The sequence below is a fragment of the Paenibacillus sp. 01T47 genome, assembly GCF_056398245.1.
On the sequence record NZ_JBFTPA010000001.1, the window covers coordinates 132,781 to 147,095 of the forward strand.

Sequence of the window (14,315 nt, forward strand, 5' to 3'; positions counted from 1 at the left end):
CAGAGATTGATCGAGGCATAACGCCTCGATCACTTTCTGTGAATTTACTCGGAGGGATGGAAGGTATGAACTCAGGGACAGTAAAATGGCAGAGAAATATATTTATCGCATCATTCATCATCCCAACTCTTTTATTTTTCGGCGTATTTACAATCTATCCGGTAGTGCAAAGCTTGTATTATTCATTTTTTGACTGGTCCGGCATGTCGGAGACAAAAACGTTTGTTGGTTTTGATAATTTCAAAGAGATGTTCCATGATCCCATTGTGTGGAGAGCGATCGGCAACGACTATTTTCTTGTTGCTGGCAAAGTAATCGGAATTATGCTTCTCGCGACGTTTTTTGCAGTAGCACTCACTAGGTTTGGCTTTAAGCTGGCTGGATTTTTTCGGTCGATTTTCTTCATTCCGAATGTAATTTCCGTCGTTGTTATTGGCGTATTGTGGAATTTCATATATAATCCGCAAATTGGCTTCTTGAATGCATTTTTGTCATTATTCACGAGTGAAAAAGTATCGATAACGTGGCTAGGTTTTTCCGATCATACGATATGGATGCTTCTGCCTCCGGCTATTTGGGCGGGTATCGGCTTTTATATGATTCTTCTCATTGCAGCTATTCAAAGCATTCCTGCTTCCTATTTTGAAGCGGCAAGCATTGAGGGCGCAGGGGAATGGAAACAGTTCTGGAGCATCACGCTTCCGCTCGTTTGGGAGCAGATGAAAGTGTCCATTCTTAACATCATGATGACTACGCTTAACGGTTCCTTCGTAATCGTATGGATTATGACAGAAGGCGGACCGGATAACAGTACACAGGTTATGGGCTCCTACTTGTATCAAATGGCATTCCGGCAATTCCACTTTGGGTATGGCGCTTCGATAGGGTTTATCATCCTGGTCCTGTCCTTAATTACGACAATCGTACTTCAACGGCTTATGCGTCATGATCCCGTTGAGATGAGCTAAGGGGGATAAAGAGATGAATATACAGATTAAAAATCCGATCGCCAAGCTAATCATCTATGCCATTTTGATCCTATGGGGCATATCGGTATTGTACCCGCTCATTTGGACCTTGCTTGATTCTCTAAAAAATAATGAACAATTTTTCTTAAATGCACCGTGGGCTTTGCCGGAGATTCCGCTTATTTGGTCCAATTTCTCGTATGTGTGGAGCAAATACCACTTTGATACTTATTTTGTGAATTCCCTTGTCATTACGACGGGATCAACGATATTAGCGCTGCTGCTATCCGCAACGACAGCGTATGTGCTGGCTAGATATAAATTTAGAGGAAGCAATGCGTTGTTTCTGCTTTATATTTCCTCAATGATGGTACCGTTTGTACTAGCGCTCATTCCGTTGTTTTTCTTAATGAATTCACTCGGCCTAATTAATACGAAGCTCGGATTGATATTTGTTTATACGTCCAGCTTGCTGGCCTTCGGCATCTTTGTGCTCGTCGGTTTTTTCAAGTCGCTGCCGAAGGAGCTCGAGGAAGCAGCAATCGTGGATGGCGCTTCTTATTACGGGACATTTTTCCGAGTTATGCTTCCGCTGGCGCAGCCAGGTTTGATCACGGTTGGCATCGTCAATATCCTGAACATCTGGAACGAATATATCGTGGGTACGATACTTATTAATGATCCGACCCAGTATACGCTGCCGGTAGAAATTGGCGTTATGCAAGCCGAGATGCAGTATCGCACAGAGTGGGGTCCGTTGTTCGCAGCGCTGTTGATCACCATTATTCCCGTTCTTATTATTTATATTATTTTTCAAAGGCAAATCGCAAGCGGGATTACAGCTGGTGCGGTTAAATAAGCTAATATTTGAATAATCCAATAGCAGCTGGCAGCTCTTTTCTCTTCCGAGGAAGGAGCTGTTCGTTTATGGAATACGTACTCGAGTTCAGGCATTCCTATTTTTCAAACAAATATCATATGAGCATGCATTCATTTGTTTTTATTTATGATATGATGGCTTTTGAGTTGAACCCTGTGCTTGGAGTTGATCATATTGTACATTTATTTGTTTGAAACGCTGCTTTATCTGTCCTTTGCTTTGACCGGTGGTTATCTATTGCTTCAATTCATTCCAGAGAAGTCCAAACCGCAATTAAAGAACATCACTGATTTATTTCAATATGCTTTATTGGCAATCCCGCTTTTTTCATTTATGTCGATTCTTCGATCAGCGCTTGTTTTACGCGATTTTGCGCAGGACATGCCCTTCATTCAAGTTTTATTAATTGTTGTAAAAGATTATTCGTACGGCAATGCTTGGGTGTGGAATCTCATTATATGTACCGTGATGTACATGATCACACAGTTTAAAGGCTTGCAGGGTAAAATGACCAAATGGGTTCTAGCACTCTTATGGTGTGCCAGTATTCTAGCTCATGGCTGGGCCAGCCATCCGGCAGGCTTCTCGCCTTTCTGGGGCGTACTTTCACAATCCGTTCATGTCGCTGCAGTCTCTCTTTGGCTTGGTACACTTCTTATTGTTGCTTGGTTTACAAAAGGGGAATGGAACTGGAAGGCGTTTGTACGATGGTTTACGCCAATGTCGATCAGCAGCATCGTCCTAATTGTAGCGGCTGGTATAATGATGATGTTTCTCCTGGTCGATGGTTATATCAACTCATGGGGAATCAATTATGGACAAGCGCTTCTACTTAAGCATCTTGTTTTCTTGCCGCTTGTTCTTCTAGGCTTTATGAATGGGTTTCTATCAAAAATTACAGATCATGGTCGACATAAAAGTAGATTGCAATGGTGGCTTCGAGCGGAAACGTTTCTTGCACTTGTCATCCTCATCACAACCGCCTACATGGGTGTACAGGAGCCGCCTCATGAAGGGGAGTTCGAACAGCCTTCTCCATCTCCGTTATTTACTTTTTTGCATGGCGATTTGCAAGACTTGTCGCTGCAGTGGAACTGGAGTTTGGTATATATCAGCATGATTGTTATTGGAATTGCAGCACTTTCCTTATTATTTCCCAGCTATAAAAAAGAGAAACGCAGCATGTTTGCTGCCTTTGCTTGCATAGCTGTTTTATTCCCGTTTTTTGGCATACTTTTATCTGTTCAATAGAGCAGATAGAAGGAAACTCGTTTTTGCTTTTTAAGCAGGACGAGTTTTTTTTGTAAGACAGTAGGATTGTATTAGATAAGGAGAGGAGAGTATTGGAACATTTTTTTATTCTCAACTATAATACAGGAAACTAACGAGAGAATAGGGGTTGCCATATGACAACTGAAGCGTTTTGGAAGGGAAATAACGACCAGCCGATATGTGCATTTACGTTTGATGACGGGCCTTCAGATCTGCCACTTGAACTTTGGCTTTCTGTTCTAGAGGAAGAAGAAGCGATTGGCACCTTCTTTTTTACGGGCGAGTGGATAGATCGATATCCAGATAAAGCTAGAGAGATACTTTCACGCGGTCATGTGCTTGCTCCGCATACGTATCATCATCGCCGGATGGCACAGGTGCCTAAAACTGTATTTTTGGAACAGCTTAAGCTGACCGAGCTGGCTTATCAGGATGCGACAGGCCTTGCTTGCCCAACCTTTATGCGTTTTCCTTATTGTTCTTTCCGCGAGGAAAACTTGGATTGGCTGGATGAATGGGGCGGCTACCGGGACATTGAAGGCGTCGATTCAGGAGATTGGAGGGGCGTATCTTCGGAAGATATAATTGCAAAGGTCGAACCCGTTCTAGATAAAGGGACGATTGTCGTCATGCATAGCAATGATATTGCAACAGGCACCCCGGAGGCTTTAAGAGCACTTATCCAAACCGCTAAGCAAAGAGGATTACGATGCGTTGGTATTCCCGAAATGCTGGAGTCAGCTGGGTTAGAAGTAGGCTACAAGCCTTGGAAAATAACGGTTGAGGTTCCATCTGAGCTGGATTATCCTTCGGAGGGCTGGGCTCCCTTTGCAAATAAAGAGGAGCTGTCTGCGCTAGCTGCTCAGACCATAGCATGGAACGTTCCACAATATACGCTTCAATTCAATGCCGAGCTGGAATGGCTTGAGCATTTGGAGAATCCAATTCATGAATTCGGTGTTATAGAGAATCGTGAGCTGTTCCACATATGGCAGTTTGAAGGCTCCTATTGGGGTTTCGTACGCGCTGGTGTCGTAGAAGATACGCTTGTACTACTCGACTTTGCGGCTAAGGAAGCGCAAGCGGATACGCTCGTATATTTGCTTCGGTGGGCTGCTAAGCATGCATTGGAATTAGGGTTAATCCGCATTGAAGCAAGACGGGATATTCGCAATATGCATGAGATGTGCAGGCAGCTCGGCTGGCAATCGGAGATTAAGGAAGAGCTGTAGAGAGAAGGTACGTACCCGGTGAAGTCATTAGCAACCTATTATTTTTTATGGTATCTAGCCATTTCTGTCGTTATGCCTTACACCAGTCTATATTTCAGTGATCGCGGCTTTAGCCATACAACGGTTGGTCTCATCCTGTCTTTATGGGCTCTGGTCAGCGTCATTGCCCAGCCCGTGATGGGCATGATTAATGACCGAATCAACAATCCGCGCAAAATTATCATGATCTGCGTCATCATTGCTCCGATACTCGGGCTTGGATTTCAGCTTATGGAGGGACTTGCGGGGATTCTTTTCTTGTCTATTTTCTTTGCATGGTTTCAATCCTCTGGCGGGCCGATAGGCGACGCGATGTCTGTAGAAATCGCCAGCAAAAAAGGTTTTTCCTTTGGCAGCGTCAGATTATGGGGAGCTTTAAGTTATGCGATAGGTACATTTGCTACAGGCATTTTATACGAAAAATACGGCTACAACGACATCTTTATTTATTATCTTATTGTGAGTATAACCGTCTGCTTGGCGCTCATGCTGCTTCCAGCAACGAAGGTTACTCGAAGAAATGTGACGTTATTCGGCCAAATGGGCGAGGTTGTTCGCAATAAACCATTTATGATCTTTGTCGCTACTAGCATGCTGATGATGATGTCTGCATCGATTAATATGAATTTTTTGCCATTATACTTTAAGGAAATGGGCTTTGATAAGAGCTGGATCGGCAGTGCATTTGCGATAGCCGCTATTATTGAGGTGCCGATGTTCTGGGTGGCGACGAAGCTAAGCAAGCGAATAGGCAGATATCAGCTGCTGTGCGTCGCGGCTTTGATCTATGGCATCCAATATTTCGCGATGTTTTTCTTCGATAACGTTTCATTGACGCTGGCGGTTCAACTGTTAAATGGGATCGCGTTCGCTTTTGTCGCGGGCACAGCTGTTGAAATCGTACAAAGCTATGCGACTGAGGGCACGAAAGCGACTCTGCAAACGGTATATGCGGCTGTAACCTGGGGACTTGGCGGCATTGTCGGCAATGCGATGGGCGGCGCGGTTGTCGATTATTTTGGCGCGCCATTCCTTTATTTGATTCTGTTTTGTTTATGTCTGACGGCTTCGGTACTGTTTTTCGCAAACAAGCATCATGAGCGCGGAAACCAAACAAACTCGATTGTTTAATGGTTGCTCGAAAAAATAGATCTAGAAAATAGTCTTATTATCTTCGAATTAGCTCATTTTGCTGAAATAGATCTAGAAAGTAGTCTTATTGTTGCTGAGAAGCTGCCGAGTGGCACTTTAAACTTACATTTGCTAAAAAAGGGGCAGTCCCTCATGGTCTGAAATGACCGGAGGGACTGCCCCTTTCCTATGTTTAGAGCGCAATTAGCCGAGAATCGGCGGCTCGTGATCTGTCATATATTTTTCAGTCAGTATGGACAGCAACTGAATACCGACCTCATTGTGTCCGCCTTCGGGAATGATTAGATCGGCATATTTTTTGGATGGTTCGATAAAAGCCTCGTGCATCGGCTTGACCGTCTTCAAGTACTGGTCATGAACGGACTGGATCGTCCGGCCGCGCTCCTCAATATCCCGAAGCACACGACGGAGAATACGTACATCGGGATCCGTATCGACGAATACTTTGATGTCGAGCAGCTTCCGAATGCTCTCTTCCGCGAGCACATGAAGTCCTTCCAATATTACGATATTGTTCGGCTTAAGCTCTACCGTTTCTGTTGTGGATGGAGCATAAGCGGCAAAGTCATAGACTGGCGCGTAAACGGTTTTCCCTTCTTTTAGAAGCAGCAGATCTTGAGCGAGCAGCTCGATATCAAAAGAGAGAGGGTGATCATAATTAATCAATTCACGTTCAGCCATGCTGAGATGCGAATAGGTTTTATAGTAGTTATCCTGAGATATGAAAGTTACTTTTTCCGATCCAAGACGTTCAATGACAGAGCGTGCAACCGTAGTTTTTCCCGAGCCGGTGCCGCCAGCGATACCAATAATAAGCATGGTGATTCAGTAAACCTCCCTAATAAAATTGCCATAGCAATTTCAGTATTGTAGCACAGAATACGGAAGCATGCTATTTCTTACTCATGGTTTAAAATGTTAAAATGAAAAGGACAGGCTACATCATTTAGAAGGAGTGTTGATCTTGAAGTATAGAAGACTCGGAAGCACAGAACTAAATGTGTCGGTAATCGGCATCGGAACCTGGCAGTTTGGAGGAGAATGGGGCCGGGAGTATTCGCAGAACGAAGTCGATTTGATTCTCGATAAAGGGCGTGAGCTTGGCATCAATCTGATTGATACCGCTGAATGTTACGGTGACCACCTCTCAGAGTCACTCATTGGAGATTATATCAGCCGCCGCAACCGCGAGGATTGGATCATAGCAACAAAGTTTGGCCATCATTTCCACGAGCGCTTCACGCGTACCGACGTATTTGACGCTGAAGGTGTTGTAGCTCAGCTTGATGCTTCACTGAAGGCGCTAAAGACGGACTATATTGACCTGTACCAGTTCCACTCAGGACCAGACCAAGCATTTGATAATGATGTGCTGTGGACCACTCTGGATAAGCAAATTGCAGCCGGGAAAATCCGTTTTCTTGGGACGTCTATCGGCAGCAATGACAATTTGCATCAGACAGAAGCCTCAACAAAGGTGAATTCTCGCGTCATTCAGGTCGTATATAATCGTCTCGACCGTCAGCCGGAGGAAAGAGTATTTCCAGCATGCGAGCAGCAGGATTTGGGCGTGCTTGCACGTGTTCCGCTGGCGAGCGGCTATTTGAGCGGCAAATATAAGCCGGGTGCCGTGTTCGGTGATACCGATGTACGCCACAGGCATGATAAAGAGAACACACGGCTTAAGCTGCTGGAAGTAGAACACATTCAGCGTGAAGAGGTACCGCAAGGTGTCGATATGGCGAGCTGGGCGCTTGCTTGGTGCTTGAAGCACCCAGCCGTAACGGCTGTCATTCCGGGCTGCAAGGACCCGGCTCAGGTTGAAGCGAACGCAAAGGCGGCAATGCTTGCAGTCGAGCCGCACCCGCAGGATCGCAGCAACTAGATATTTTCGACATAAGAAGAGGCTGTCGCAAAAGGTTATTATCCTTTTGGACAGCCTCCTTTTTTCTTAAAGCACTGTTACTTCATTACGGTACCTTTCAAAATCGGATACCCGGCATTCCAGCTTCATCCGAGTGCCTTCTGCTTCGTAGTCCGTTGCATGCACATGCGCATGCTCGTTAAAGTAAGCAACCAAGCGCCCTTGGTTGAACGGAATCAACAGCTCGCATTCCATATAGTCGTCGAAGACATGATCGCGAATAAGCTGAATTAGCTCATTTAGTCCAATATTCTTTTTGGCGGATAGGTAGACGTTGTTATCACGTACTTCCGGATATGGATGCTCCGTCAGATCACATTTATTGTATGCATAAATCGTTGGGAGATTGTAAGCCCCCAGCTCCTTTAACGTCTCATTCGTAACCGCAACAAGCTGCTCATAATCGTCATGGGCGTAGTCGACGACATGTACGAGCAAATCAGCTTCAGTTACTTCCTCTAAAGTTGAGCGGAAGGCCTTCACCAGGTGATGGGGAAGCTGGCTTACGAAGCCGACCGTATCTGTGAGCAAGAATGATTTGTTGTCAGGCAAATCAATACTGCGAACCGAGGTCTCCAGCGTTGCAAAAAGCATATCCTTGGCAAATACCTGTTTGGTTGTCTCTGGATTGTATTTCTCAAGCAAAGCATTCATCAAGCTGGATTTCCCCGTATTCGTATAACCGACGAGACAGACGACAGGCACCTCGTTCTTCTGCCGCTGCTTCCGCTGAATTTGACGGCGGGCTACCAGCTTCTCAAGCTCGGCTTGCAAAGCGGTGATCCGCTCTTCGATACGTCTGCGATCCAGCTCCAGCTTCGTTTCACCGGCGCCTCTGTTCTTGAGACCAGCTCCGCCGCCTTGCCGCCCCAAGGATGCGCGAAGTCCGACAAGCCTAGGAAGCATATATTGAAGCCGAGCGACTTCGACTTGCAGCTGGGCTTCTCTTGTTTTGGCGCGCTCCGCAAAAATATCCAGAATGAGAATCGTTCGGTCAATGACCGTCCGCTCCAAAGCGGCTTCCAAATTACGAATTTGAGAGTGGGAGAGCTCATCATTGAAAATAACGACATGCGCGTCATGCGCTTCGAGCAGGGCCAGCAGCTCTTGGATCTTTCCAGTCCCAATATAGTGAGACGGGTTAATGCGTGCTGCTTTTTGGCTTAGTTCATCAACGACCTCGATATAACAAGCGGAAGCTAGATTGCGAAGCTCCTCCATGGAGTATTCAAAGTCGGTTTGATTTTGAAGCTGAACTCCGACGATAATCGCCTTTTGTTTTGGTTGTTCCATTATTCATCATCCTTTTAACGGTTATTTAAAAAATAAAAAAACACAGGCAGCTCTGCCTGTGTTCACCGTTATTGGTAAGAGGGTATCAGTAAAAATATCCATAAGGAATCCAATATTCCTTATCAATATGGATTGATGGCCTTCCATATACGCTGAAATAAACGTATGGAAATTCCGCTCTAAAGGCGAATACGCGAGTCGGGATGCTCCCTACAATAGTCGACGTATTCTGTTTATATGGGTTACCTTCAAAATGGGCAGACCTATCCTGAGTCCCCTGCACACAGGCAGAGCTTTGGCGCTATTCAATTAGCAGCTGCGCAAAGACCTAACTCGGATATAGTCTATCACACGTAACCCTCCGTTCATTTAAATTAGCATCAGTGTAGCACAAAGGGCTATTTCACGGCAAGTCAAAAGGAAAAGAGTCCCTTATGAATCGCTCCAATCCTGACGCAAAGTGAAGAGCTCCTTCAGCTCATCAGTTGATAGCTCCGTGATCCAGCCCTCTGAACTGGAGATGACATTTTCACTGAGCTGCTGCTTATTTTCGAGCATCTCATCGATGCGTTCCTCCAGCGTGCCAAGCGAGATGAATTTATGAACCTGAACGTCGCGAGTTTGGCCCATGCGGTACGCGCGGTCGGTTGCTTGGTTCTCCACAGCAGGATTCCACCAACGGTCGAAATGGAATACATGGTTAGCAGCGGTCAGGTTTAGCCCAACTCCGCCAGCCTTAATCGACAGAATGAACACATTAGGCTGCTCTTCCGGCGGCAATTGTTGCGACTGGAACCGCTCAATCATGCGGTCACGCGCCAGCTTGGAGGTGCTGCCATTCAAATATAATATCGGCTCCTGCAGCTCCTGCTGCAGCACGCTTTGAAGCATTTCCCCCATACCGAGGTATTGCGTGAAAATAAGGCAGCGTTCGCCTTCGTCTCGCAGTTCTCTCACCATGGCGAGCAGCCGCTCAAGCTTAGCCGATCGGCTTATGATCCGCTCTGTATCCATTTGCTCGCCAGCGGGCGCAGAGCTGTCCACCAAAGGTTCTTTCGTTAGCAGCATCGGATGGTCGCATAGCTGCTTCAGCTGCATAATGGACGATAAAATGGTGCCTTTACGTTCGATGCCTTCAAGCTTTTGCATGCGATCCATAAGCTGATTAACGGTTTGATTATAAAGCGCGCCTTGCTCGGCTGTGAGATGAATATACGTTTTCATTTCATTTTTGTCCGGCAAATCAAGCTGGATCGCGGGGTCCTTCTTCTTGCGCCGCAGCATGAATGGCTTAACGAGCTTTTGCAAATCTGCGGTGCGCTGAACATTGCGTTCCTTTTCAATAGGATTGCTGAAGCGCTGCTGAAAACCGTGTGCGCTCCCCAGAAACCCCGGATTCATGAAATCATAGATGGACCACAGCTCCGATAAACGATTCTCGATCGGCGTGCCCGTCAAAGCGATACGATGCTTCGCAGTAAAGCTGCGAACGGCTGCGGATTGTTTCGTTTGAGCGTTCTTTATATTTTGTGCCTCATCCAAGCAAATCGCTGCAAAAGTAATATCCTTCAGCATGTCCTGATCAAGAGTAGCGGTTGCGAATGAAGTTAGTATGACATCGGCGTTTCGCATTTCCTCAAGGAAATGTTCTCCTACGAGGCGTTTGCTTCCGTAATGAAGCATAACGCGCAGCGAGGGTGCAAAGCGGCTAATCTCCTTCTGCCAGTTGCCCAGAACAGAGGTTGGGCAGATGATGAGCGATGGCATTTGTTGCTCCGACTCTGCTGTGCTCTCTTTGAGATTGAGCAAATAGGCGATAAGCTGAACCGTTTTGCCAAGACCCATGTCATCGGCCAAGCATGCGCCAAGTCCGAATCGACGTAAGAAGGACAACCAAGCGTAGCCTTCCTGCTGATAAGGTCGAAGCTCGGCACGCAGCCCGGCAGGAACAGCAAGCATAGGCCACTCGGTTCGTTGGTTTAGCTGGCTGACCAGCGTCAGCAAATGCTCGTTCAGCTCAACTTCCAGCTGAATACGATGCTCTTGCTCTGCTTCGTTTTCCTGCTCAGGCTGATCATCCCCTTGCTCGTTGCCGCTTCCCAGAAGATGCAGCTGAAGAACATCTTGAAACGATAAACCTTCGGCGCGGTCAATGCCCGACATCGCTTTGCGAATTTGCGCGAGCAAGGCGGGATCAAGCGATACCCACTGTCCTCGGAAGCGAACAAGCCGCTCATTCCGGGCAACAAGCTCATTAAACTCGGATTCAGTCAGGTCGGTGTCTCCAATGGCAATGCGCCAATCGAATTCGATTAGTGTATCCAGTCCAAATAAAGATTCACCAGAGCCCTCTTCTCGTTTGCTTGTGCTGACCTTAGCGCGAAGGCGTGGTTTCTTACGGCTGGCGGTTTCCCACCAAGCGGGAAGCAGTACCTGCCAGCCCGCGTCTAATAAACGGGGGCTATCTACGGCAAGGAACCGCCAAGCGGCATCATTTTTCAAGGGGACGTTTAAAATATCGTCGTGCTTGCCCGCAAGCAGGTTTGTTGGCAGGCAAGCACGCAGACGCTCCAGCCAGCCTGAGGAACGCTCACGAATAGAAGGAGACCAAGAAGCAGGCCACGAGCCGTAAGCTTCGCCTGTATCAGACAATTTAACGGGTACAATAACCGCCTGATCGAGCTTGTCCTGCAAAATAAGCTTGAGCTGCCACGGGTCATACACATCAACGGGCTCGATAAGCTGAAGCATTGGCCGAAATGGAGCTTGATCGGCTTTCCAGCCAATGGCGATCAGCCATGCCTGTGCATCCAGTCCGGCGGTTATGCCATCCTTGGCAAAGAGGAGCGGGTATTCCCTGCGCAAATCAGCAGCAGTCGTTTCTGTGCCATAGTAAGCGTCAAATACAGCAGCAGAAAAAGCAGCAAGCAATCCCGTCTTAAAGCTATCGTCTGATTGAGTTTTCCTGATCATGCTCTGAATTTGTTCGTTTATTACAGCACTATCCCAGCTCCATTGGAGCTTTCCAGAACGGAAGGCCGAGAAACTTGGTATGTAGCGATGTGCTGTTATTTCAGCTGCTAACAAGGGGGCGAGCGCAACAAGCATTCCGGCTTGCTCTTCCCATATCCATTCCACGTGCTCAAGCACCGTGTTTTCCGCAAAAAAAGGAATAACCTGCTCGGCTGGAAGCAATACAAGCTCTAGTCCTTCAACCTGCTGTACTTCGAGTTCTGTGCCGTAAAAGGAAGGCGTATGCCAGGCGAACAAGCTGTGCTTCAAGCTTACGCCGGGCAGGAAGTCGCTCATGCCGCTCATTCCGTATAAGAGAGCATCGCCATGTGTCGTTAAACTAGCGTATACCGTAATTGTTTTTGTAAACTTGCTCATGGTATAAGTTTTCCTTTCCGAAGCTCTTCCTGAAGCGCACGAAGGCGGCTATGGCTAGAAGCGAACGCTGCAATAAACGTTTCCCAGCGCTCCTCGTCTTTCCTTTTCTTGTACAGCTTAGCCAGCCGTTTGAGCAGTTTCACAGCGGTTTTGTAGCCAGGCCTATTTTTGAGCAGCACATATCTTTCCACAGCCTGATGATAAAAGGGCAGCAGCAGCTCCGGCGCATGTTTCTCAATAGGGGCGAACACACCAACGCGATAGTCAAGCGGCTCGGTTCCCGTGCTGAGCTGATAATCGATCCATTGCTGCCATTTGGCATGACGGAGCAATTTTCCTTCGTAAATAGAACTAGCATAGGGAAGCGATTGAATGAGAGGCGTCCACATCAGCTGCTCCGCATCTGGATAATGTTCAATTACCCCGTCCCAGTAGCTATAAAAGATTTCCAAGGCGTTAATTCGGCTTTTCTCTACATATGGCTTCGTTTCCACTAACCAATTCGATAACCGCTGCCATTGCTCTTTTTCAGACATCATGGATAAGACATGGAATAAGTCACTTGGACGAAGCTCGTTACCGCTGCTTATTTCATTTAGTTTGCTCCACGCCTCTTCGTCGCGTTGTAAGAAGAAGTTCATCCACACCTCGGCAAGCAGCAAAGGGTAGCGGGAGAGCGCTGAGCCGAGCTTTGAAGGTGCGGTATCCAATTGCTCCAGCTCTTCTAGACAGAGGCTCGTATCGTTCTGGTTAGGGATAATCCAGTATTGCCATAACCAAAAATAAGGATCGGAGAAATATGTCTTTGATCCTGATTCCGCGAGCATAAGCTTGCGTAAAAAGATTAATGTTTCTTCTAGGCACTGCCAATAGTCGGGTCCTTCGGCAGGATCGGATTTTTTTTGCATGAGCTCAGCAATAGCAAGCTGTACATCTGAAATAGCAGCATGTGTATGGAAGCCGATAAAGGAGCCGGAATGTCCCTTTTGATCGGGAATAAGATTAAGCAGCAGCATTAGAATATGAAGATGAGCATGCAGCTCAAATAGATTATTTTGTGCAGAAGAAAGCTTAGGCTTTATCTGATTAATTGCTGTAATTGCATGATGTACATATGCGGCATTTCGAGTAAGGTCAGACAGAGACTCGGTACGAGATTTAAACAGTGCGTGCCACTCTGCGACGTTCATTTGTTCAATTGGTTTCATGACGAAGTGGTCTCCCTAACGAATAAAATCATTTTACGAATCAGCTAATTATACCATTTATTTCGCTTATGGCTTGGAGTATAAAGTGCATGTACGCTTCAGTTTGTCTTTCCTAAAGCACCAAAACATTTTACAATATAAATACGGCAACAAATGAACGACTGTCTTTATCGGCAGAAAGGAAAGATGACAGATGGCAATTCAAGAAATCCAAGAAGAAGACTGGCTAAAGCTTAATCGGATAGGGAATGGTAAGGATGCGCTGCTTTTTTCATCACCGTTTTGCGGAACCTGTAAGGTCGCCGAGCGGATGCTGGAAATTGTGGAAGCGGCTGAGGTTCCGACGACCTTGTATAAAATAAATATAAATTACGCCCCCCAGCTGCGAAATGCTTGGAAAATTACGAGTGTGCCTTGCCTTGTTTTATTGAAGAACGGAGAACCTTATCAGTTTGAATATGCGATGCGTTCAGTTGATTATTTGTATAAACTTATGAAGAACATGGATTAATGGGGATGATTTCTCCGTAGAACGGCCGAAATATATTTTTATTTACTATAAAATTTTTATCAGGCGAAGATTATAGTGCTGTTCGTGTTATAATTGAGAGGTGCAGTCAATAAAGACCATTGACTATGATAAAGGAGTCGGAAATATGCAGGTAGTATTTGAAGACTGGGATCAAAAAGTAAAAAAAACATTTAACGCAACGAGCAAGCAGGTTGTATTAACCGTTACCGAGGCCGGTGACCTGTTAGGCCTGACTAAGGACCAGATGAAGGTTTATGTGCTTAAGCATAACCTCACTAAGGTTGCGATTAATCGCAGCGTCCACAGATATCTATTACTGAAAAGCGAAATAGATGAGATCCTAGGTAAAGCCTAATAATTGCGATAAACCACAGCCAAATATGGGCTGTGGTTTTTTGTTGTGTTTACATCCCATCTGAGGAGGT

The 14,315-nt window shown here is 46.2% G+C and carries 12 protein-coding genes; 8 read left to right on the plus strand and 4 right to left on the minus strand.

The window, feature by feature from the left end; all coding sequences use genetic code 11:
* Nucleotides 1-65 precede the first annotated feature (65 nt).
* The 5 genes from AC1DOV_RS00520 (at nt 66) to AC1DOV_RS00540 (ending at nt 5,522) form a co-directional block, all read left to right on the plus strand.
* Nucleotides 66-968, plus strand: coding sequence for a carbohydrate ABC transporter permease (locus tag AC1DOV_RS00520; protein WP_054026051.1), 903 nt, complete (start codon nt 66-68; stop codon nt 966-968).
* A 13-nt stretch (nt 969-981) separates the two neighbouring features.
* Entirely contained in the window at nt 982-1,827 is an 846-nt protein-coding gene (locus AC1DOV_RS00525; RefSeq protein ID WP_076268588.1) for a carbohydrate ABC transporter permease, read from the plus strand.
* A 195-nt stretch (nt 1,828-2,022) separates the two neighbouring features.
* Nucleotides 2,023-3,099, plus strand: coding sequence for a copper resistance D family protein (locus AC1DOV_RS00530; RefSeq protein WP_441881129.1), 1,077 nt, complete (start codon nt 2,023-2,025; stop codon nt 3,097-3,099).
* A 155-nt stretch (nt 3,100-3,254) separates the two neighbouring features.
* Nucleotides 3,255-4,352: a polysaccharide deacetylase family protein gene (locus AC1DOV_RS00535; RefSeq protein WP_477548883.1), complete on the plus strand. Its 1,098-nt coding sequence runs from the start codon at nt 3,255-3,257 to the stop codon at nt 4,350-4,352.
* An 18-nt stretch (nt 4,353-4,370) separates the two neighbouring features.
* Nucleotides 4,371-5,522 carry an MFS transporter gene (locus AC1DOV_RS00540; protein WP_477512397.1) on the plus strand — a complete coding sequence of 384 codons (1,152 nt, stop codon included), beginning with the start codon at nt 4,371-4,373 and terminating at the stop codon, nt 5,520-5,522.
* Between the two features lie 204 nt (nt 5,523-5,726).
* On the opposite strand, the gene udk is transcribed toward AC1DOV_RS00540, so the two are convergent.
* Complete coding sequence (udk, locus tag AC1DOV_RS00545) at nt 5,727-6,362, minus strand: uridine kinase (protein WP_076268584.1); 636 nt, start codon at nt 6,360-6,362, stop codon at nt 5,727-5,729.
* A gap of 145 nt (nt 6,363-6,507) precedes the next feature.
* On the opposite strand from udk, the gene AC1DOV_RS00550 reads away from it, so the two are divergent.
* Nucleotides 6,508-7,428: an aldo/keto reductase gene (locus tag AC1DOV_RS00550; RefSeq protein ID WP_441959073.1), complete on the plus strand. Its 921-nt coding sequence runs from the start codon at nt 6,508-6,510 to the stop codon at nt 7,426-7,428.
* A gap of 66 nt (nt 7,429-7,494) precedes the next feature.
* Here AC1DOV_RS00550 and hflX read toward each other — a convergent pair whose 3' ends face one another.
* The 3 genes from hflX to AC1DOV_RS00565 all read right to left on the minus strand — a co-directional run bounded on the left by hflX (nt 7,495) and on the right by AC1DOV_RS00565 (nt 13,358).
* Nucleotides 7,495-8,760 (minus strand): GTPase HflX, encoded by a 1,266-nt coding sequence (gene hflX, locus AC1DOV_RS00555; protein WP_441881125.1) that lies wholly within the window; start codon nt 8,758-8,760, stop codon nt 7,495-7,497.
* Nucleotides 8,761-9,192: 432 nt separating this feature from the next.
* Nucleotides 9,193-12,150, minus strand: a complete 2,958-nt coding sequence (locus AC1DOV_RS00560) for a DEAD/DEAH box helicase (protein WP_477548884.1) — start codon at nt 12,148-12,150, stop codon at nt 9,193-9,195.
* Entirely contained in the window at nt 12,147-13,358 is a 1,212-nt protein-coding gene (locus AC1DOV_RS00565; protein WP_477548885.1) for an SWIM zinc finger family protein, read from the minus strand. The genes AC1DOV_RS00560 and AC1DOV_RS00565 overlap by 4 nt, the downstream gene beginning before the upstream one ends.
* 193 nt (nt 13,359-13,551) lie before the next feature.
* On the opposite strand from AC1DOV_RS00565, the gene AC1DOV_RS00570 reads away from it, so the two are divergent.
* Both AC1DOV_RS00570 and AC1DOV_RS00575 read left to right on the plus strand, forming a co-directional pair.
* Nucleotides 13,552-13,869, plus strand: a complete 318-nt coding sequence (locus tag AC1DOV_RS00570) for a thioredoxin family protein (RefSeq protein WP_083682069.1) — start codon at nt 13,552-13,554, stop codon at nt 13,867-13,869.
* Between the two features lie 145 nt (nt 13,870-14,014).
* Nucleotides 14,015-14,245, plus strand: a complete 231-nt coding sequence (locus AC1DOV_RS00575) for a hypothetical protein (protein WP_053373130.1) — start codon at nt 14,015-14,017, stop codon at nt 14,243-14,245.
* The last annotated feature ends 70 nt before the right edge of the window (nt 14,246-14,315 follow it).

Bases quoted from the DNA above. Each gene is read 5' to 3' on its own strand.
- AC1DOV_RS00525 (WP_076268588.1), top strand. From the start codon at position 982: ATGAATATACAGATTAAAAATCCGATCGCCAAGCTAATCATCTATGCC.
- AC1DOV_RS00575 (WP_053373130.1), top strand. From the start codon at position 14,015: ATGCAGGTAGTATTTGAAGACTGGGATCAAAAAGTAAAAAAAACATTT.
- AC1DOV_RS00560 (WP_477548884.1), bottom strand. From the start codon at position 12,150: ATGAGCAAGTTTACAAAAACAATTACGGTATACGCTAGTTTAACGACA.
- AC1DOV_RS00570 (WP_083682069.1), top strand. From the start codon at position 13,552: ATGGCAATTCAAGAAATCCAAGAAGAAGACTGGCTAAAGCTTAATCGG.
- AC1DOV_RS00565 (WP_477548885.1), bottom strand. From the start codon at position 13,358: ATGAAACCAATTGAACAAATGAACGTCGCAGAGTGGCACGCACTGTTT.
- AC1DOV_RS00520 (WP_054026051.1), top strand. From the start codon at position 66: ATGAACTCAGGGACAGTAAAATGGCAGAGAAATATATTTATCGCATCA.
- hflX (WP_441881125.1), bottom strand. From the start codon at position 8,760: ATGGAACAACCAAAACAAAAGGCGATTATCGTCGGAGTTCAGCTTCAA.
- udk (WP_076268584.1), bottom strand. From the start codon at position 6,362: ATGCTTATTATTGGTATCGCTGGCGGCACCGGCTCGGGAAAAACTACG.
- AC1DOV_RS00535 (WP_477548883.1), top strand. From the start codon at position 3,255: ATGACAACTGAAGCGTTTTGGAAGGGAAATAACGACCAGCCGATATGT.